Origin of the sequence: Winogradskyella damuponensis (assembly GCF_039538385.1) — a bacterium.
GTDB lineage: Bacteria > Bacteroidota > Bacteroidia > Flavobacteriales > Flavobacteriaceae > Winogradskyella > Winogradskyella damuponensis.
This window is the reverse complement of record NZ_BAABCB010000018.1, coordinates 52,940-71,919: the sequence shown is the minus strand read 5'-3', so window position 1 is coordinate 71,919 and position 18,980 is coordinate 52,940. Positions and strand designations below refer to the sequence as shown.

Genomic DNA, 18,980 nt, shown 5'->3' with positions numbered 1-18,980 from the left:
GTCTCCTTCGGGTATGCGTCGGGTATGCGTCGGGTGAGCTATGGTAAATTCCTACAAATAGTAAAAAGCTGTTAAAGAAAGTAACCATACCCAAATTTCAATATCTCACTAAAAGACAGTAACTTGTTGTACACAATAATCTAGCAACAAGCACACAACAAGATGAGTAAACCTCCAAACAAATATTCGAGAAGAGATTTCACCAAACTTTCAGCAATGGGTTTCGCTGCATTACCATTACTATCATTTCAAAATCCATTAACGTCAATTACAGCATCAACAGAAGAGCAGCTGCAGATACATTTATTCTCAAAACACTTACAGTTTCTTAATTATAACAACATGTCTAATGCTGCAGCAAACCTAGGTTTTAATGGCTTAGACCTTACCGTTAGAAGAAAAGGGCACGTACTACCAGAAAACGTTGAGCAAGACTTACCTATTGCTGTAGAAGCTATGAAAAGCCATGGACTGCAACCAAAACTAATGTCTACCAATGTTTGGGATGTGAATAATCCTGTAAACATTAATGTTTTAAAAACCGCAAGCCAATTAGGCTTTACACACTACCGAACCGATTGGTTAAAATATCCAGAAACCCAAACCATACAAGAAAGTCAAGCGCAATATGCAAAACAAGCCGAGCAACTAGAATTACTAAACAAGGACCTAAGACTAATAGGTGGTTATCAAAACCATTCGGGTAAACATGTTGGTGCACCTGTTTGGGATTTACTACCCATTTTAGAAGCTACAAAAGGCCAATTTCTAGGTTGCCAATACGACATTAGACATGCGGTTGTTGAAGGAGGTGGCAGTTGGGAACTCGGTTTACAACGTATAAAGCCATTGATTAACTCTATAGTAATTAAAGATTTTAAATGGGGAATTAAAGACGGTAAATGGCAACCTATTAATGTACCACTTGGCGAAGGTATGGTCGATTTTAAACGTTATTTTTCACTACTTAAAACTTATAAAATTAATGTGCCTGTGTCGTTGCACCTCGAATACGATTTAGGTGGTGCCGAAAAAGGCCGTTCCAAACTCACAATGGATAAAAAAGAAGTGTTTAATTATATGAAAAAAGATCTGCAGTTCATAAAAGATACATGGAAAAGTGCTTAATACGAATAGATCTGTAATCAGCATAAAAAAATCCCGCAATTGCGGGATTTTCAACATAATCAATCAAATATATGAGCCTAAAACTTTAAATCATTCAAAAACGCATTAACGCTTTCTTTTGTTTCGCCAGTGCGTTTCTGGATTCTTCCTAAGACTTCATCTTCTTTACCTTCACGGTAATCCAAATCATCATCAGTAAGTTCTCCCCATTTTTGTTTCAATTTTCCTTTTGCAATATTCCAATTGCCTTTTACTTTATCTTGCCATGGTTTAGACATAATTTCTATAGTTTTAAGTTATCAACGTAAACCACTATGATTTACTACCATAAAGTTACTTGAAATCCTAAGGACTATTTAACGCTATTCATTAAGATATTAATGCAAACACGAATAAAAAAATATGTAATAAGTCTGCTGGTATTGCTTAAAATATTAGTGAAGAAATGAAGAATATGTATCTTTACATTTCAATAATTACATGCAAAACTTGTGGATCAAATTAAAGCTTATATAGAGCAAATTGCGACATTATCTGATGCGGATTGGGAATACTTTATGTCTAAATTAGAACGACGTGTTATTCCTAAAAAAACAATCTTTTTAAAACGTAACGATATTGAAAAACACATCTCTTTTATAGAGTCTGGTGTGGTACGTTTGTTTATTCCTAAAGATAATCCTGAAAAAGAAATTACATTTGGTTTTAGCTTTAAAGACCAATTTATCAGTGCTTACGATTCGTTTTTAACCCAACAGCCATCTGCTTATGAATTACAAGCATTAACAGAAACAACCATTTTAAGTATTAACTATAACGATCTACAAGACGTTTATAATACCACACAGATTGGAAATCTTATTGGTAGGCTAACAGCAGAACGTCTGTTTTTAATAAAGTCTAAGCGCGAACAAAACTTACTAAACCTCACAGCAGAAGAACGTTACATTAAGCTATTTAAAGAACGACCTGAAGTTCTAAAAGTCATTCCTTTAAAATACGTGAGCTCATATATTGGTGTAACACCACAAGCGTTAAGCCGAATTCGCAAACGATTGGTATAGTGTTTTATTGATTTAGGTTCATTGTTTGGTGCTTCTTATCAATTTATCTTTGTAAAAAAACATTATGACAATAGTTATTTTTGTAGTGGTACTTTGGTATGGAGGCTTATTCTTTCAGTCGTTCTTTTTACATCGCTACGCAGCACACCAAGTGTTTACAATGTCCAAAACCATGGAACGTATCACCTTTATTTTAACATGGATTTTTCAAGGTTCTAGTTATTTAAGTGCTTATGGTTACGGAGTGATGCATCGTATGCATCATGCTTATACAGACACCGAAAAAGATCCGCATTCTCCATCTTATGATGCCAATCTTTTTGCTATGATGTGGAAAACAAAAACCATATATCAAGATATAAACAAACAACGTATTGCAGTAGATGAACGCTTTACCAAAAATGTCCCACAATGGAAAAGCTTCGATACTTTTGCGAGTTCTCGTATTTCTAGACTTTTATGGATTTCTAGCTATGTGCTGTTCTTTGCACTTTTTGTAACCGCTTGGTGGCAATGGCTATTACTGCCAATAACCTTTTTAATGGCACCTATTCATGGCGTGATTATTAATTGGTTTGGTCATATTTATGGCTATGTCAATTTTAAGATGAAAAACACGAGTAAAAACTTATTTCGTTTCGATTTTCTAATGATGGGAGAAGGCTACCATAACAACCACCATAAGTTTGCGAGCAGAGCTAATTTTGGTGTAAAATGGTATGAAATAGATATGACTTATGTAATTATAAAATTACTTAATGCCTTTGGTGTTATTCGTTTAAAACCAATAAAGATAAAAGCATAGTTGATTGTATCTTGATTTCAAATTCCCACTAAAAGGCAGTATCTTGCTGGTTCTATAAAAGTTCTCACATACATATTGTAAATTGTGGGTACTAAAAGTACAAGTACTAAGCATGATGTATACTATTATTGATGTTGAAACTACAGGACAAAGCAATCGTATGACCGAAATTTCGGTGTTTAAATACGATGGTGAAACTGTAATTGATGAGTTTACATCATTGGTAAATCCTGAAACCTACATTCCACAGCACATCACAGCACTTACAGGTATTGATGATCATATGGTAGCTGATGCTCCACGTTTTGCAGATATAGCACAAGACATTCTTAATATTACAGAAGGTACCATATTTGTAGCCCACAACGTTAACTTTGATTACAAAGTGATTAGCGGAGAATTTGAACGTATTGGTATAGAATTTACCAGAAAGAAACTATGTACAGTGCGTTTGTCTAGAAAGCTATTGCCAGGCCATCGTTCCTACAGTTTAGGAAAGCTATGTAATGCGCTTAATATAGATCTACAGAATAGACACAGAGCCAGAGGTGATGTACAAGCTACAGTCATTCTATTTGAGTTATTACTACAACAACCAGAAGCGACAGAAGTATTTAAAGAATTTTTAAACAAGAATTCTAAAGAAGCGACCTTACCTCCTAACCTACCTAAAGAAACTTTTGAAGCCTTGCCAGATACGGCTGGTATCTATTATTTTAAGGACAAAAAAGGAACAGTCATTTATGTAGGTAAAGCCATAAACATCAAAAAAAGAGTCCTCAGCCATTTTTATAGCAAGACTAAAAAGGCACAAGATATGGTAAGAGAAACACGCGATATCGATTTTGAAAACTCAGGAAGTGAATTAATAGCATTACTTATGGAAGATGCTGCTATAAAACACCACTTTCCTGTGTATAATAAAGTCGCCAAGCGCACCATTCAATCCTTTGCCATTTTTTCTTATGAAGACCGAAATGGAATTCTACATTTAGCCAGTAATAAAGCACGACTGACACCAAATCCTATCCTTACGCTTTTTAATCTAAGAGATGTGCGTACATACATGGAAAAGCTTTGTGCACAATACAACTTATGTCCAAAATATTGTCATTTACAAAAATCTGTCTCTGAGTGTTCGCATTATAGTATCACAAACTGTAAAGGGGTTTGTAGGAATGAAGAATCTACAGAAGCTTATAATAATAGAGTCTTAGAAGCCATACACGCTATGTCTAACCAAAAAGAAGATGTTATTATGAGAGAAAAAGGCAGACACAGTAATGAGGAAGCCTTTGTAATGATAAAAGGTGGTGAATATTTAGGCTACGGATTTATTGATAAGGAAGAACAAATTAGCCATGTTGATGATTTAAACGCTTTCCTTATTCCACAGAAAAACAGTATTGATATTCAGAAGATATTACGATCACGTTTGATGGAAATCTAGTATTTCAGGAAACATTTCACACCATTTTGACATGGTTTTGATACGGCATACCAATGCGCTAATTAATTTTAGTACCAAGAAAATGAATTATGATAAAATTCGATTTAAAAGTAATGTTGCTAATAGTGTTTCTATTAGGTGTTTCATCAACAGCTATTGCCCAAAATACAGATGAATTAAGTATTGTAAGAGTTGATAGTACTTGGGGAAAAGAGATTATAGAATTCCCGATAGATTGGGCTTCAAAATTAACTATTGAAGGTTATGAGGAGCTCAGATTTGCACCAAATTGGGCTGATAAAACAAGTGAAGAATTTTGGACGCTTGTGATGTCTTGGAATGTAAAAACCGAGACAGAGCTACCTCTTTATGAACTACAATTTAATTTTACACATTATTTCGATGGATTAATGAAACCTAATCATTGGGCTAATGAGTTTCCTGAACCAAAAGTAGAATTCTTTGAGCCTGAAACAACAGAAAACGGATTCATTTTTAAAGGGAAAATGTTTTTTTTTGATGGCTTTCATACTGGCAAACTAACACCAGTTTATATATTAGGTCAACAAGAGCATTGCGATACCACAGGAAAATCCATCATCATATTTAAAATTTCAAGCAAAGCTTATACTGAGCGCGTATGGGAAAAACTAAATAGCATCAATATAAAAGAAGATCTCTGCAATTTCTAAACAATATCTTTCTTTCTAGTTGTAATAAAATAAACACCTGTAAGTAATACTACAGCAGCAACTATAGATTGTGTACTCAAGGTTTCATCTAAAACATACCATCCTAAAATCATAGCGACAATAGGATTTATATAAGCTGAAGTTGCCACTTTTTCTGTAGAGACTTGTTTTAATAGGTAATTAAAAGCCGTAAAAGCAGCAATACTTCCAAATGTAATAAGAGCCAACATCGCGAGTTGCACTTTAGGACTCCAAACTAATGGAGAAGTCCAATCCTCGCCCAAGGTTAGACTTCCGCAAGCTAACATAATACTAGCAATGCCCATTTGGTAGCCTGTACTTACAAAATAATTTTTAGGCACGTCTGCTTTGGCGACATATACACTGCCATAACTCCAACTTAAAACACAAGTAAAAATCATAAAAATACCTAATAGGGTTTCTTCGTTTGTTACCAGTTCTTTTTGACTCACTAGTAAATACATGCCAAGAATACCAAGACCAACTCCTATTAAGGATTTTGGTCTCATTTTTTTATGATCTATTAATCGCATTAATAATAACACAAACAGTGGTTGGGTAGCGGCTAATAACGCACCAAACCCACTATCAACATATTTTAAAGCCCATACAAAAACACCATTACCATACACCAAAAACAAAAAGCCAACAAGCGCTGAATTTAGGAACTGTTTTTTCGTGATTTTAAGACTAAACTTTAAGACTTTAGCGATACCAAAAATTAAGATACTCGCAACAGAAAAACGTACAGCAGCTAGAAATAAAGGAGGTAATTCTGTTACAGAAATTTTATTTAGCAAATAGGTAGAACCCCAAATAATGTAAATAGCAATAAACGCTATAATAATTAAAGATTTAGAGCTAGGTTTAGGCATGGTCAGATTTTATATGAGATTCAATTAAATAGGATAAACTCTAACCTTTTTCTTCTTTAAGCGTACATTATTAAGCTTATTGACTAAGTCATCAGAAATTGACTTAGGAACAGCGACAAAAGCACAGTCTTGTTTTAACTCAATAACACCTAATTGATCTTTACTAATACCACCTTGTTTAAAGAATAAACCAGCAATATCTCCTTTAGATATTTTATCTTTTCTACCTCCAGAAATAAATAATGTGGTCCAAAATGAAGGTTTTATTTCCCCAGATTTTTTAAGCGTTAGTATTTTAGATTTTTCTACAAACTCAGGAAATACTTCTCTATCCCCTTTAATCAGATAAGCTGTTCCTTTAGCATTTACTCGAGCTGTTCTACCATTTCTATGGGTATATTCTTGGATAGCTTCAGGAATTTCATAATGAATAATATAACTCATTTCAGGAATATCAATACCTCTAGCAGCCAAATCACTCGCCACTAAAATATTTACACTTCCATTTCTTAACTTAATTAAAGCACGTTCACGATCGCGCTGCTCCATACCTCCATGAAAGCATGTATGTGCAATTTTTCGTTTGTCTAAAAAACGACTTAAATCTTCTAAACGTTCTTTTTTGTTACAAAATACAATACCAGGCGCATTACCTAAATGGTATAATAAGTCAACTAAAGTATTATGTTTATTAGCCGATGGTGACAACACTGTTTTCACCGTTAATTTTGGACTTGATTTATCTTTTAAGAAATTTAAAGTTTTGGCACCATTCATTTTAAGATAAGCAGGAATTGATGCTCCCTCTGTTGCAGAAGTTAAAATTCGCTTGTTAACATTTGCCAAATAGCCCATTATAAACTTCATCTCACCTCCTGCTCCAACTTCAATTGAAATATCAAACTCATCTATCACTAAAGTTTTTATAAATTTAGTAGTAAATCGAGCTTGCTCAAAATGATCGGCTAAACGTCCTGGTGTTCCAATTAATATGGTAGGTGTGTGTTTTAATTCTATTTTATCCTTTGAAATAGCACGTCCTCCGTATATAGCATTAGCTTTATAACCAGAGCCCATATTTCGAATTACGGTTTCAATTTGAATTGCTAATTCACGAGAAGGCACAATAATTAAAGCTTGGACTTCTTCTTCAATAGTTGGGTCCAAAGCATCCAACAAAGGCAATAAAAAGGCTAATGTTTTTCCAGTTCCTGTTGGAGATAAGAGAATAGTATTTGTGTTTTTTTCAATCGCTTCAATAGCAGATTCTTGCATTGCATTGAGTGCGTATATGTTTAATTTCTCGAGAATATCTTGTTGATCTTTAATGCTATTAGCCATTGCTATTTTTTGTTTGTTTTAGAATTGTCTGACGTAGAACTTTCTGAATTATCGGACAAAGATAGGTATATCATTCTTGAGAATTAACAAAACAAAAGCAACACCTTAAAAGATGTTGCCTTCTTAGCAAGTTATTAATAACGGTTAAGGTTATCTTGTAATCAATTTAGATTTATTTCCTTTTTTAAGTACTATTGTATAGGTGAATTTTGATGCCTCTTCCTTAGAATAAAAAATCTTGCAATTGCTCTTATTAAAAGACCATCCTGGATAGTCTTTAGCCAATTGACTTGTTAAATCATAAGGTATCCTTACATCTTCATAATACTCTTCTGATTTTATAATCTCACCATTATGGTCATAAACAGCTTTAATATAATTTTCGTTGGCTTCAAATACAACATCATAAGTAACCGATTTATTATTACTGTAAATAGACTCCTTAGAAATATCATAAGTAGCGGCTATTTTTTGTAATTTTTTAATGCGTGCAGCCAAATGTATAATTTCATTAGTATTACTCATTACATACGATTCATTTTTGATTTTTGAAGCTTTAATAGTAATGTCGTTATCATTAGCTGTTGCCATAGCTAAGTCATTCTGCGCAGAGATAAGGTTGGTTAAACCTAAAATACATAAACCAAGAAGAAATTTTTTCATGAGTGATACAATTTTATGGGTTATACTTATTATTAATGATGTTTTATAAACAGGCTGTAATTAATAAGATATTAGGACATGACGAAGTTACTAGACATGATACTTCTAACCATAAATTTGAGATAGACTGCTAATGAACAAGCAATAGACAATTAATAGACAACGGAAGAAAAACCAATATAATCCACTGTAAATAAATGTTTTATAAATTTTGAATAAAAAAGTCTAAGTCGACATCTTCTGAGAGATTTAGTTTTTTTCTTAAACGGTAACGACTCGTATTTAGTGACGCTAAAGTTATATTTTGAAGTGTGGCAATACTACGACTTTCAATTTTTAAGCGAATTAATGAGCAAAGTCTAATTTCATTTTTACTCAAATTTGGGTAACTGTGTGTGAGTTTACTATAAAAGGTATGACTTAATTTGTCTAAGCGTTCAAAGAAATCTTGTGTATCACTATCTACATTAATTTTATTGGCAATAGCGTGATCTAAGGTTTTTATTAAGGATTCGCGTTCTTCTGATGAAGTCTGCTTTATGGCCTCTAATTGCGCTGCTAATTCTTTTGCCCAATCTTGATCTTGGGTAAGTTTTATAGCAAAATCAGACAAATCACGTTCTTTAGATTTAATCTCTGAATTAAGCTGCTCGACCTTTAAGGCTGAGTTTTCTAGTTTCTGTTCAGCTAATAATTGTTTATTTTTTGCATTGATAAGGTGTTGCCTTCTACTAATAATAAGTGTCATTAATAGAATAATGAAAATAGACGATAAAAGCCCAATAAACCAAAGTTTAGCACGCTGATTTTTAATCATATTCTCTTTTTGAATGCGATCTATTTTAAAATTTAATTCAATTTTGTCTATCGTAATATCATTCAATTCTTCTTGCCATTTTTTATCAGCATGATTAGATATGGCCTGAAGACTATCCGAAAAACGTTCTATCGTCTTTACTGTAGCATAGGCTTCTAAAATATTGTTTTGAGCACTTAACAAACGTTCTTTAGCTCTTAAAAATTCTAATTTAGAACTAGACGTTATACTGTTATTCAATTCTTGATATTTTACAATGGTTTCTAACTCTTTAAAAACCCGTTGTGCAGCGTCTAACTGACTTAATTGTGTATTGGTCGTTACTAATTGTGATCCTGCACTAATTAACCGAGGAATATCTTTAGCTAAGGTTGCTTCATTAATGGCTGTTTTGAAATACTCAAAATTTTGCTGATATAATGGCTGTGCCTTTTTATAATCTTGCTGGTCTATATAAATATCTGCAATATTATCGCGTATACTTCCATTTAAAGTATGCTTTGGAAATTTAGACTTTGTAAGCGCATAGGCACGTTCAAAGAAATACATCGCAGAATCAAGGTCTTTTTTATGCCAATAAAAAAAAAGGCCATAATTGTTTATTGAAGACGGATGGTAAATATAGTTTAGATTCTTAGTAAACGCCATATTTGCTTTATGTTGAAATGCGGCGCTATCTAATAAACCAAGCTTTGCATAACTCTCTGCAAGCATGCTTCGCGCATAACTTCGCATTTCCATATATTTATTGCGCTCAGTTATATCTAATTCATTTTCATGATCTTCGTAGTAATTAAAAAAGTTGAGATAAGATTTAATAGACTCTTTAGGAAATCCTACTTCTCTAAACCAATTTCCCGAATGTAGATAACTGTCTAAAACAAATTTAACGTGTCCTTCAATATGATTTAATATGTCTAAACGCTTAAAATGAAGTGATAAATACCTTTGCATTTGGACATCAGAAAATGATGCGCGTCGGTATGTTTTTATATCATCTTCTGGAAATACAGAAGACATAGAGTCGCTAATCTGTTGGTACTCCTTAAAAGCTGATTCACTAGTAATTGCTGTGCTTTGAGACCATAACTGTGGTATGGCTATACTGCACAAAAGCAATAGTGATGCGTAATACTTAAACATTAATTATCAATAGGTTAGGATTCTCTAAATATACCTATTTTTTTAGAGTAACAGTATAAACCAGAAAAGACTTTAATAAAAGTAAGCCTTAAAAAATCTCTTCAGAAGTTCATTATTCTGAAGTGACCTTCCTACTTCAAACAAAAATCAATATTTAAAGCAACTATCCTTCTTTACGCAAGACTTCTAAAGGCGAACTTCTAAGTACGGTTTGAATATTACTCAGCCCAATTCCTAATACCAATATAGTAATACCTGGTAAAAAGACTAAAAATGGAATTAGTGAAGGGGTAAACGGTTCTTTAAATACAAATAGAGCTAAAAATAAGCTACTGACTAAAGCTAATAAAATACCAACTAAACTGCCTAAAAGTCCTAAAAACACGTATTCAAAAGCTGAAATTCTTAATATCTGAGAATTCTTAGCGCCAAGTGTTCTTAGTAATACACTTTCTTTAATACGTTGGTATTTACTAGTTCTTACAGAGCCAATAAGGACTATAATTCCTGTGAGAATACTAAAGAAGGCCATAAAATTAATAATCCATGACACCTTATCTAAGATATCTTCAATAATAGTAATGACTTGTCGTAAATCTAGAATAGATACATTAGGAAATTTTTGAACCAAATCGCGTTGTAAGTTTGCAGAAGCCACTTCATTTGGTGCAGAAGTAGAAATAACATTAAACTGCGGAGCTTTCTCTAGGACTCCTTTAGGAAATACAATAGAAAAGTTGAGTTGTATTTTTCCCCAATCTACCTTTCTAATACTACCAATTGTTGTTTCCATAAGCACTCCTTGCACATTAAAAACAATAGCATCACCAACACCTACTTTAGCATCCTTGGCAAGATTATCTGAAATAGAAATAACGATTGGGTCTCCCGGCTTTAATTCTGATGTCCACACACCTTCTAACAGTTCTTCTGAAGCTATAAGTGAATCGCGGTAAGTTGTTCTAAATTCGTGATTTAGAATCCAACCACGAACTTGTTTTGTGGTATCTTTTTTCATGTCATTTACCAACTGATCTTTAATGCGATGCATACGCATTGTTACCAATGGAATATTATCTACAATAGGTAAACCTTGAGACGTAATTGTTTGTTTTAAAGCATCACGCTGTTCACTTTGTACATCTAAAATAATGAGATTAGCACTACCTGCCGTTTGTCCCACTTCGGTTTTTGACAATAAGATATCTTTTGTAAAATATAGAGTACTAATTAAAAATGTCCCTAAACCAATAGCAACTACTAAAACAACTGTTTGATTGTTGGGTCTAAATAAGTTTAGCAAACTCTGGCGTGCTGTAAAACCCCAACGTTTAGGAAAATACTTCCGAATTAATTTAATGCACAACAAAGCAACACCAGCTAAGACAGCAAAAGTGATGAGCGTTGCAATAACAAAACCTAAGGCATAAGCCACATCTTGAAGCAACCAATACGAAAACAAAAACAGAAAGCTCAATATAATTAGGAAGACAGTAAACTTTACTTTTTTAGGCTCTTGTGAGGCTTGTTCGTTTACGCGTAGTACCTCTAAAGGAGACACGTACCAAGTTCTTAATAAAGGTAATAAAGCAAATAATACCGACATAAAAAGTCCGAGAAAAACACCCATTACAATAGGCTGAGCAGAAATACTTATGGTAACAGAAAACGGAAGGAAGTCTTTTAAAAGCAAAGGAAATAACTCTTGTACTCCTACACCAACAAGAGCTCCAATTAAGCCTCCAATAATTCCAATTCCAGAAATTTGAATCAGGAAAATAAGAAAGCTCTGTAATCTAGAAGCTCCCATACATTTTAAAACAGCAATCGCTTTTAATTTCTCTTTTATATAAATATGAACAGAGCTAGCAATACCAATACACCCTAATAATAAAGCTATAAAAGCAGCTAAATTTAAAAACTTGCCTACATTATCATAACGTCTACCTAAGCGTTCACTAGTACTTGTATGTGTATCTAAATCTGCACTTTCGGCTTTTAACATAGGATTTATTTTAGCTTCAAAAACCTCTAAATCAAGTGTGTCTGAAGCTTTGTAGAAGTATTGATATTCTTTACGACTACCAAATTGTAATAACTCTGTATCTTTAATAAAGCGATAAGGAATTATAATTGGTGGTGCTACCGAAGTTGAAATAGCCGTGCTTCCTGGAATAGCTTTTAAAGCACCTATAATAGGAAGTGTTATATGACCTACTTTTATAGAATCTCCAGGTTTAATATTAAATTGAAGTAATAAAGTAGCATCAACTAAAGCTCCTCCTGTTTCTTGATAAGTTGCTGCAGCTAAAGCAGGCTGTGTCTCAATTGTACCATAAAACGGGAAGTCTCCTTCTAAGCCACGTACTTTAACCAATTTTGTCCCTCCATTTTTAGGAAAAGCAACCATGGACATAAAGTTAACTTCAGAAGCATCAGGTTTTAATGAGTCTATAATTGTTTGGGCTCGTTCCGTAGGAACTTGTCTCGTATCTATAATATAATCCGCTCCCATCAAGGCTTTGGATTGTCGCTGAATGTTGTCTTTAAGATTGGTACTAAATAGCTGAATAGCTACTACAGCTGCAATACCTAAAATAATAGATGCCATAAATAATAGCAATCGCACTCTACTTGCCTTAGCATCTCTCCATGCCATTTTAAAAAGCCAAGCCGTGTTTAGTTTAGATATACTCAAAGTGTTGTTGTTGTTGCTTGATTTGTTAGTATTTGTCCACCTTTTAATCGTAGAATTTGTTGTGTCCGATTTGCTAATTCTAAATCGTGAGAAATAATGACTAAAGTTGTTCCTGCTTCTTTATTCAAATCAAACAACAATTTTATAACCTTTTCTCCTGTTTCTTCGTCTAAATTCCCTGTTGGTTCATCTGCAAACAAAATGGAAGGAGCGTTTGCAAAAGCTCTTGCTAAAGCCACTCGTTGTTGTTCGCCACCCGAAAGCTGTGATGGATAATGGTGAAAACGATTTACTAAACCTACTTTTTCTAATAATGACTTACTTTTTTTTACCGCATCTTTATCTCCTTGTAATTCTAAAGGTACGCTTACATTTTCAAGTGCTGTAAGTGTTGGTAACAACTGAAAATTTTGAAATATAAAGCCTACTTCTTTATTTCGCAATTGCGCACGTTCGTCTTCATTTAATTGACTTAAATCATGTCCACATAACTCTACAGTTCCAGTATTGGGATCATCTAGTCCAGCACATAGACCTAGTAAGGTTGTTTTTCCACTTCCTGAAGGGCCAATAATTGAGAAGGTTTGTCCTTTTTCAACATCGAAAGAAATGTTATTTAAGACCGTTAATTGTTTGTTACCACTAGAATATGTCTTTCCTAGACCAGTAATCTTTAATATCTTTGGCATATTAACTTTTAAATTTTTAGGACACTTATGTCGAAGGCTCAAAATAATCATTTGTATTTAATTTCACCAATCCTAAACGGCTCTAAACTCATAAAATTTTGTTATTTTATGGTAAGTGTGCTATTCCTTAGTTGTGGTAATAATACCGCTACAAAAGAGACAACGGAAACGCAACCTCTATCAAAAACAGAAGATACTGTGATTAGTGAAACCAAATCTAAAACCATTCTCTGTTTTGGAGATAGTATTACTGCAGGTTATGGATTAGACGATATTAATGATGCTTATCCTGCTATCTTACAACAAAAAATAGATGCTTTAGACTTGAATTATACCGTTGTTAATTCAGGAGTGAGTGGTGAAACTACTGCTGGTGGAAAAAGTCGTATCAACTGGATTTTAAATCAAAATATTGATGTTTTCCTACTAGAATTAGGGGCTAACGACGGCTTGCGAGGTGTTTCACTTTCTGAAACACGTGCTAATCTTCAATCTATTATAGATGCTGTAAAAGAAAAAAATGCAGAAACGACAATCATCCTTGCAGGTATGGAATTACCACCCAATATGGGACAGGATTATACTACAGAATTTAGACAAATCTTTGCAGATTTGGCATCTAAGAATGATTTAAAGTTTATTCCTTTTATACTGAAAGATGTAGGTGGTATTGCTAAGTTAAATCAAGCTGATGGCATTCATCCTACTATTGAAGGTCATAAAATAGTGGCTAATACCGTTTGGGAAACTCTTGAACCAGTGATTAATAAATAATAACGCTTTCTGAAGTTAGTGCTTCTTTTTTTTCTTTTTATTAGCCTCGGGTTTTGTGGCAGCTAAAGCTGTTTCTGCCAATTGGTGAGCTAATACTTTTTCTATTAACTCTTCTTTGGTTAAATGATGAAAAATAGTACGAACGTCTTTTCTTAGCGTTTCAGAAATAGCTCTGTTTGGTTTGGTCTTAAATATCTTTCTGGCCCATAACACCGCTTTAGTTTCTTCAATACTTTGTGTATTCGCTTTTTTTAATTCAGAAAAATGAATACCTAATTCATTTTCAAAATCGGCAATATCAATGACTTCTTCTTGCTGTAGAATAGTTAAAGCTAAGCCCTTTGCTCCTGCTCTTGCTGTTCGTCCTGATCTATGAACGTAAGCATCGTAAGTATCTGGTAAATGATAATTTATTACATAAGCCACGTCTTTAATATCTAAACCACGTGCAGCCAAATCTGTTGCCACTAAAATATCGATATGAGCTTCTCTAAATTGTCCCATAATACGATCTCTAATGCCTTGTGACAAACTGCCATGAATGGCACCAGACGAAAATTTATTAATTGCTAAATTCTTAGCGAGTTTATTAACCGCAGCTTTGGTTTTACAGAAAATAATACCGCGTTGACCTGCTTTAGAATTTAAAAAATGAAGAAGAACATCTAATTTTTCAATAGGTTCAACCACCACAAATTGATGATCTATACCTTGATGTCCAACAGTTGCCATATCTGCTTCAATATGCACTACATGTTTTGACATGTAATTTTGAACCAATTGTTTTATGGTTCCTGGCATAGTAGCAGTAAATAATAATGTACGTCTCTTTTTAGGAACTTCTTTAATAATAGCGTCTAATCCTTCTTTTAAAGCACTAACCATTTCATCTGCTTCATCCAAAACAAAGTATGAAATCTTTGAAATATCAACAGCGTTTCGTTTTACCAAATCGGCCAAACGACCAGGTGTTGCTACAACAATATGTGTGGTACTTTGTAAACGTTCTATTTGAGGTTTAATAGGAATCCCACCACAAACTGTGGCAATAGACATCTCAGGAATGTGTTTAGCGAATGCATTTAAATTGGCGCTAATTTGTTGGCCAAGTTCTCGAGTTGGTGCTAAGATAACAGCTTGTATTTCGTTTTTTTTTACATCAATTAACTGTAATAAAGGCAAGCCAAAGGCGGCTGTTTTTCCTGTTCCTGTTTTAGCTAAAGCTACTACATCATCCACTTTCTGTAATATAACAGGGATGGTTTTGTTTTGAATATCTGTAGGATTAGAAATGTGTAAATCAGCTAGTCCTTTTTGTAGCTGTTCATTAATTCCTAAATCGGAAAAATACTTTGACATAAAAAAATAATTTTGACAAAGGTAAGAATACTGTTCTTGGGAATGGCATAAATAAGAACGATCTAAAAACTTAACTTTTCAGTGTTTTTAAATACCACTTTAAGTCCGTTTTAAAATTATTAAGAATGTTATTATAAACATTAACATATAAAAACCGTAGAGATGCCATACGAGCTTTGTGTTCTTTGCTTGTTGTTAAAAACGTAAAGCACTCAGGAGTACAATTAAAATCCGTGATAAATTCAACATACCAATCTTCACTGTCTTCTATAGCTTTTAAATTGTCTGATATAGCTTTAAATATAATAGCTTCAGTATCATCTATACTCTTTAAATACAGCTTATAAGAGCTACTAAGATTAAGCATATTCTTGGCATCTTTACTATTGTTAAGTTGCGCATTGTCAATCAGATTTGTAGCAGAATTACCAAGTGATAATACTTTAATATTTAACAGTAAAGTAGCAACAACACTATTAGAATTAAGTTTTGAAGCATCATGTGGTCTATCTAATACTTTTAAATAAGCTTGATTAAGTGTGTTTAATTCTTGTTCAAATTCTTCTACGTGTTTTATATCTTTTTCTAGCTGAACAATGACTTGAGATTTTAATTCTTGATTAGAGTCATCTAGATTTTTTTTATTGAAATAGCTATTAATACTTACTGCAATTAAAATACCTACAACCACTAAAATAATTTCACCAAAAGCGTAAGTTAAGTATGACTTTAAGCGTTTACGTTCTATAAATTGGAAGCGTTGTTTGTTGAAGAGTTTCATATCATAAATATATAGTTTTAATACCTAAAAAAAAGAATTATTAATTGACAAAGTTTATCACTAATCACTAATTATACATTTTTCTGTTTTTAAAATCAGTTTCCACTTGTTCTATAATCCATTTAGTAATTTTACCCGCAATAACACCTCTAAAAACACTTACAATTGGACGCAACCACCAACGTTTAATACGTCCTTTTAATTCGGCTTTTAAAATGGCTTTAACTCTGTTTTTAATTGGTTTTTCTAAAGCTTTAAAGGCTTTGGCATTAAATTGAGGAAAGTCTTCAACCTCATAACTTGTTGGGTTAGTATCGCCTTTAATTTTACTCACATCAGGAATAATAGGCATATAAATTTTTTCACTTCCATCTTTTTGTTTCACTTTCTTTCTAAATTCTTCAATTGCAGTATCACTAACTCCATAGAACAAATTGTTAGGATCGTTTTTATCACATTCTAAAAAAAGAATTCCTCTTAGGAAATTACGCGCATTATCTCTACCGAGAAAAAAATCATGTTGTCTAAATTTAATATCTAAAAATCCACCAAAACCTTCTAAAGCGCCTGTAGCTAATGGAGGATGTTCTCTAATTTCCATTTTTCCTGGTTTTAACTTTCTAGGAAATGACATCAACTTAAACAAGCCCACACCATAAGTATCTGTCTGTTTATAACGTGCTTGGTTAAGAATAGTTGGTACTAAAGCTCCTAATATTCCTAAAACACTTGAGATTTTATAATTGACTGTATCTGTTTTTATGGAATCGAAAAAACTAGGGAATGGATCAATTAAAACTGTTCCAAATTTAGGGTTGTCTATATTAGGTTCTCCATGTTTTTTAATAAGATGACGTAAAACTTCATCAAAAGGTTCGTTATTTATTGTACCTCCATCAATAGCTGTAAATTGAAAATTTGATGACGTTTCTTCATCTATTAGGACGTCCAAATTATCATCTATTAAGGATTTTCTAACTTTTAAACTGTTATTTAAATATGCTGTAGCAAATTCATTATCAAAATAACGTGGTTTTAAACCAATAGGAAATGCACCAGTTGCTTTTGTTATTTTTTTTAAAAAATCTCTTGACTCTAATGAATGTGGATGAAAAGGTAAATAATGGTTTTTATCTTTTTCTGCGTCATAATTCAGTTTAAAATGCGCTAAAACATCATGGCTACTAACACGGTGAGAAGGCGTTTCGTCTAAAAATTTAGATTTAATTCTACTTAATTTTACTTTATAATCCAGAGGTCTAAGACTTGTTAGTGTAATTAGTAACCTTAAATCTTTAGCAATAAATTCTGGTAAATTTTTTAAACTAGCGTCAGTGGGCAATTCGTTAAAAACACGTTCTGCAATATTATCTATAGGACTAGAGTTTAAAAGTGATGGTGTGCCAATTTCTGGGCTAATATCAGAAGTGTCCAACATTTTTTCAAAAGTAGCTTTACCACTCCCCTTTTCTTTATAAAGATCTAAATCATCATCTAAAAACACCCAACTATCATAAAGGATATTACCTGTTTTTTTGTTAGACACTTTCTTTACAGGTTTCCAATTGCCTGCATATAATGCTAAAGTTGCTATCATTCCAACCATTCCACCTGCCGAAGCACCTCCAATAGCATCAATAACCACATTATGGTTAGGAATGTTACTATTTGGATTATTTTTTTGTGCCTGCTTTGCTAATTCCCATTCCGAAAGAGCCTCCAAGAGGTAATCTACAAAACCAGCAGTATAAGCACCTGCAGATACTGCGCCTGCTAAAGAAAGCCCTAAATGAAAGGTTTGTTTACTCATTAGATCTGTTTATTTAAATATCATTAAGGTTTAAAATTATAAAGAAAGATGAAGGTATGCAATCTTCTTCAAGAGATATAAAATTATAGACTAGAGATCTAAATGTTTTGATTGCCTTTAAATACGATAAAGTATAGAACACAAAAAAAGCGTCCTAAATATGTTATTTAGAACGCTTAAATAAGCTATTATGTTAAGACTACTATTTCGTAGCTTCTGTGTCTGATTTTAAAATGATATTACGCTGAGCAACTAAAATACCATTTTCTTTTTTTAATTTTAAAATTCTAGATAAATCTCCTTTTTTTGCCATACGTTTTCTACACATTTTTGTTAGCATCGGATCTTCATCAAAAAGAAAGGTCTCTACCGCATAAGCATCTTTTGATGGTTCTTTTACAATTGGAAATAATTGTTGCATTTGATTAAATCTTCTATCGTTTCCTGGAACAAACGTATAAAATGTATAACGACCATCTGCATCCGTTTTTACCCATCCTCTATGGTTAACATAACGTTTTTCTTTCGTTTCTCTTAAATCAAAATCACCATTTTCGTCTGGTTGCTCTACATAAAGAATAACATCTTTTGCAGGTGTTACTCCATCACTTTTATAAATAATACCTGAGACTTTAAGTTTATTCGTTTTAGATTCATAATCAGGAATAGTATCTACATTCTTAAAATTAAGGTCTGTATAATCATATAATGGTAGTTGATTATTAGAATCTTGAGCTGAAATAATGCAATTAGCGCTAAAAAAGCAGATAAAGCAATATAAGAACATTCGATTTTTCATAAGATAATGAGTTAAGATTACCTAAAATTGAAGCTTTTAGTTGGTAAATCGTTAAAAATCTTATCAATGTA

17 protein-coding genes are annotated in these 18,980 nt (G+C 32.9%); 6 read left to right on the top strand and 11 right to left on the bottom strand.

The genetic code is table 11. The features are described 5' to 3' along the window. Window positions 1-162: 162 nt before the first annotated feature. Window positions 163-1,128: a sugar phosphate isomerase/epimerase family protein gene (locus ABD730_RS08950; protein ID WP_344714038.1), complete on the top strand. Its 966-nt coding sequence runs from the start codon at window positions 163-165 to the stop codon at window positions 1,126-1,128. A 77-nt stretch (window positions 1,129-1,205) separates the two neighbouring features. On the opposite strand, the gene ABD730_RS08945 is transcribed toward ABD730_RS08950, so the two are convergent. Further along, window positions 1,206-1,406, bottom strand: coding sequence for a CsbD family protein (locus ABD730_RS08945; RefSeq protein ID WP_215925594.1), 201 nt, complete (start codon window positions 1,404-1,406; stop codon window positions 1,206-1,208). 213 nt (window positions 1,407-1,619) lie between these two features. Here ABD730_RS08945 and ABD730_RS08940 point away from each other — a divergent pair, with 213 nt between their 5' ends. The 4 genes from ABD730_RS08940 (at window position 1,620) to ABD730_RS08925 (ending at window position 5,139) form a co-directional block, all read left to right on the top strand. After that, entirely contained in the window at window positions 1,620-2,192 is a 573-nt protein-coding gene (locus ABD730_RS08940; RefSeq protein WP_115816498.1) for a Crp/Fnr family transcriptional regulator, read from the top strand. Window positions 2,193-2,256: 64 nt separating this feature from the next. Then, window positions 2,257-2,997 carry an acyl-CoA desaturase gene (locus ABD730_RS08935; RefSeq protein WP_344714032.1) on the top strand — a complete coding sequence of 247 codons (741 nt, stop codon included), beginning with the start codon at window positions 2,257-2,259 and terminating at the stop codon, window positions 2,995-2,997. A 112-nt stretch (window positions 2,998-3,109) separates the two neighbouring features. After that, window positions 3,110-4,447, top strand: coding sequence for an exonuclease domain-containing protein (locus ABD730_RS08930; protein WP_344714030.1), 1,338 nt, complete (start codon window positions 3,110-3,112; stop codon window positions 4,445-4,447). 89 nt (window positions 4,448-4,536) lie between these two features. Further along, window positions 4,537-5,139 (top strand): hypothetical protein, encoded by a 603-nt coding sequence (locus ABD730_RS08925; protein WP_344714028.1) that lies wholly within the window; start codon window positions 4,537-4,539, stop codon window positions 5,137-5,139. Here ABD730_RS08925 and ABD730_RS08920 read toward each other — a convergent pair. The 6 genes from ABD730_RS08920 to ABD730_RS08895 form a co-directional block, all read right to left on the bottom strand. After that, window positions 5,136-6,035: an EamA family transporter gene (locus tag ABD730_RS08920; RefSeq protein WP_334468984.1), complete on the bottom strand. Its 900-nt coding sequence runs from the start codon at window positions 6,033-6,035 to the stop codon at window positions 5,136-5,138. The two genes, ABD730_RS08925 and ABD730_RS08920, sit on opposite strands and share 4 nt — an antisense overlap. Window positions 6,036-6,059: 24 nt before the next feature. Beyond that, window positions 6,060-7,376, bottom strand: coding sequence for a DEAD/DEAH box helicase (locus ABD730_RS08915; RefSeq protein WP_334468982.1), 1,317 nt, complete (start codon window positions 7,374-7,376; stop codon window positions 6,060-6,062). A gap of 150 nt (window positions 7,377-7,526) precedes the next feature. Beyond that, window positions 7,527-8,039 (bottom strand): hypothetical protein, encoded by a 513-nt coding sequence (locus ABD730_RS08910; protein ID WP_344714026.1) that lies wholly within the window; start codon window positions 8,037-8,039, stop codon window positions 7,527-7,529. Window positions 8,040-8,241: 202 nt separating this feature from the next. Further along, a complete protein-coding gene (locus ABD730_RS08905; RefSeq protein WP_334468978.1) occupies window positions 8,242-9,999 on the bottom strand; it encodes a helix-turn-helix transcriptional regulator in 1,758 nt (585 codons plus the stop codon). 163 nt (window positions 10,000-10,162) lie between these two features. Further along, a complete protein-coding gene (locus tag ABD730_RS08900) occupies window positions 10,163-12,658 on the bottom strand; it encodes an ABC transporter permease (protein ID WP_344714549.1) in 2,496 nt (831 codons plus the stop codon). Window positions 12,659-12,693: 35 nt separating this feature from the next. Continuing rightward, window positions 12,694-13,386 carry an ABC transporter ATP-binding protein gene (locus ABD730_RS08895; RefSeq protein WP_344714023.1) on the bottom strand — a complete coding sequence of 231 codons (693 nt, stop codon included), beginning with the start codon at window positions 13,384-13,386 and terminating at the stop codon, window positions 12,694-12,696. A gap of 27 nt (window positions 13,387-13,413) precedes the next feature. On the opposite strand from ABD730_RS08895, the gene ABD730_RS08890 reads away from it, so the two are divergent. After that, window positions 13,414-14,160, top strand: coding sequence for an arylesterase (locus ABD730_RS08890; RefSeq protein ID WP_344714021.1), 747 nt, complete (start codon window positions 13,414-13,416; stop codon window positions 14,158-14,160). Window positions 14,161-14,175: 15 nt separating this feature from the next. On the opposite strand, the gene ABD730_RS08885 is transcribed toward ABD730_RS08890, so the two are convergent. From ABD730_RS08885 to ABD730_RS08870, 4 genes are all read right to left on the bottom strand, one after another. Then, window positions 14,176-15,519 (bottom strand): DEAD/DEAH box helicase, encoded by a 1,344-nt coding sequence (locus ABD730_RS08885; protein ID WP_344714019.1) that lies wholly within the window; start codon window positions 15,517-15,519, stop codon window positions 14,176-14,178. 70 nt (window positions 15,520-15,589) lie between these two features. Continuing rightward, the gene (locus ABD730_RS08880; RefSeq protein ID WP_344714017.1) at window positions 15,590-16,300 is read right to left on the bottom strand and encodes a hypothetical protein; all 711 of its coding nucleotides are present in this window, start codon (window positions 16,298-16,300) and stop codon (window positions 15,590-15,592) included. A gap of 67 nt (window positions 16,301-16,367) precedes the next feature. Next, window positions 16,368-18,110, bottom strand: a complete 1,743-nt coding sequence (locus ABD730_RS08875; RefSeq protein ID WP_344714014.1) for a patatin-like phospholipase family protein — start codon at window positions 18,108-18,110, stop codon at window positions 16,368-16,370. Between the two features lie 202 nt (window positions 18,111-18,312). Beyond that, a complete protein-coding gene (locus ABD730_RS08870) occupies window positions 18,313-18,909 on the bottom strand; it encodes a hypothetical protein (protein WP_344714012.1) in 597 nt (198 codons plus the stop codon). Window positions 18,910-18,980: the final 71 nt, after the last annotated feature.

What these genes read in the sequence shown, in the direction of transcription:
- ABD730_RS08950 (WP_344714038.1), top strand. Translation starts at nt 163, where the DNA reads ATGAGTAAACCTCCAAACAAATATTCGAGAAGAGATTTCACCAAACTT.
- ABD730_RS08945 (WP_215925594.1), bottom strand. Translation starts at nt 1,406, where the DNA reads ATGTCTAAACCATGGCAAGATAAAGTAAAAGGCAATTGGAATATTGCA.
- ABD730_RS08935 (WP_344714032.1), top strand. Translation starts at nt 2,257, where the DNA reads ATGACAATAGTTATTTTTGTAGTGGTACTTTGGTATGGAGGCTTATTC.
- ABD730_RS08930 (WP_344714030.1), top strand. Translation starts at nt 3,110, where the DNA reads ATGATGTATACTATTATTGATGTTGAAACTACAGGACAAAGCAATCGT.
- ABD730_RS08925 (WP_344714028.1), top strand. Translation starts at nt 4,537, where the DNA reads ATGATAAAATTCGATTTAAAAGTAATGTTGCTAATAGTGTTTCTATTA.
- ABD730_RS08920 (WP_334468984.1), bottom strand. Translation starts at nt 6,035, where the DNA reads ATGCCTAAACCTAGCTCTAAATCTTTAATTATTATAGCGTTTATTGCT.
- ABD730_RS08915 (WP_334468982.1), bottom strand. Translation starts at nt 7,376, where the DNA reads ATGGCTAATAGCATTAAAGATCAACAAGATATTCTCGAGAAATTAAAC.
- ABD730_RS08910 (WP_344714026.1), bottom strand. Translation starts at nt 8,039, where the DNA reads ATGAAAAAATTTCTTCTTGGTTTATGTATTTTAGGTTTAACCAACCTT.
- ABD730_RS08905 (WP_334468978.1), bottom strand. Translation starts at nt 9,999, where the DNA reads ATGTTTAAGTATTACGCATCACTATTGCTTTTGTGCAGTATAGCCATA.
- ABD730_RS08900 (WP_344714549.1), bottom strand. Translation starts at nt 12,658, where the DNA reads ATGGCATGGAGAGATGCTAAGGCAAGTAGAGTGCGATTGCTATTATTT.
- ABD730_RS08895 (WP_344714023.1), bottom strand. Translation starts at nt 13,386, where the DNA reads ATGCCAAAGATATTAAAGATTACTGGTCTAGGAAAGACATATTCTAGT.
- ABD730_RS08890 (WP_344714021.1), top strand. Translation starts at nt 13,414, where the DNA reads ATGTCGAAGGCTCAAAATAATCATTTGTATTTAATTTCACCAATCCTA.
- ABD730_RS08885 (WP_344714019.1), bottom strand. Translation starts at nt 15,519, where the DNA reads ATGTCAAAGTATTTTTCCGATTTAGGAATTAATGAACAGCTACAAAAA.
- ABD730_RS08880 (WP_344714017.1), bottom strand. Translation starts at nt 16,300, where the DNA reads ATGAAACTCTTCAACAAACAACGCTTCCAATTTATAGAACGTAAACGC.
- ABD730_RS08875 (WP_344714014.1), bottom strand. Translation starts at nt 18,110, where the DNA reads ATGAGTAAACAAACCTTTCATTTAGGGCTTTCTTTAGCAGGCGCAGTA.
- ABD730_RS08870 (WP_344714012.1), bottom strand. Translation starts at nt 18,909, where the DNA reads ATGAAAAATCGAATGTTCTTATATTGCTTTATCTGCTTTTTTAGCGCT.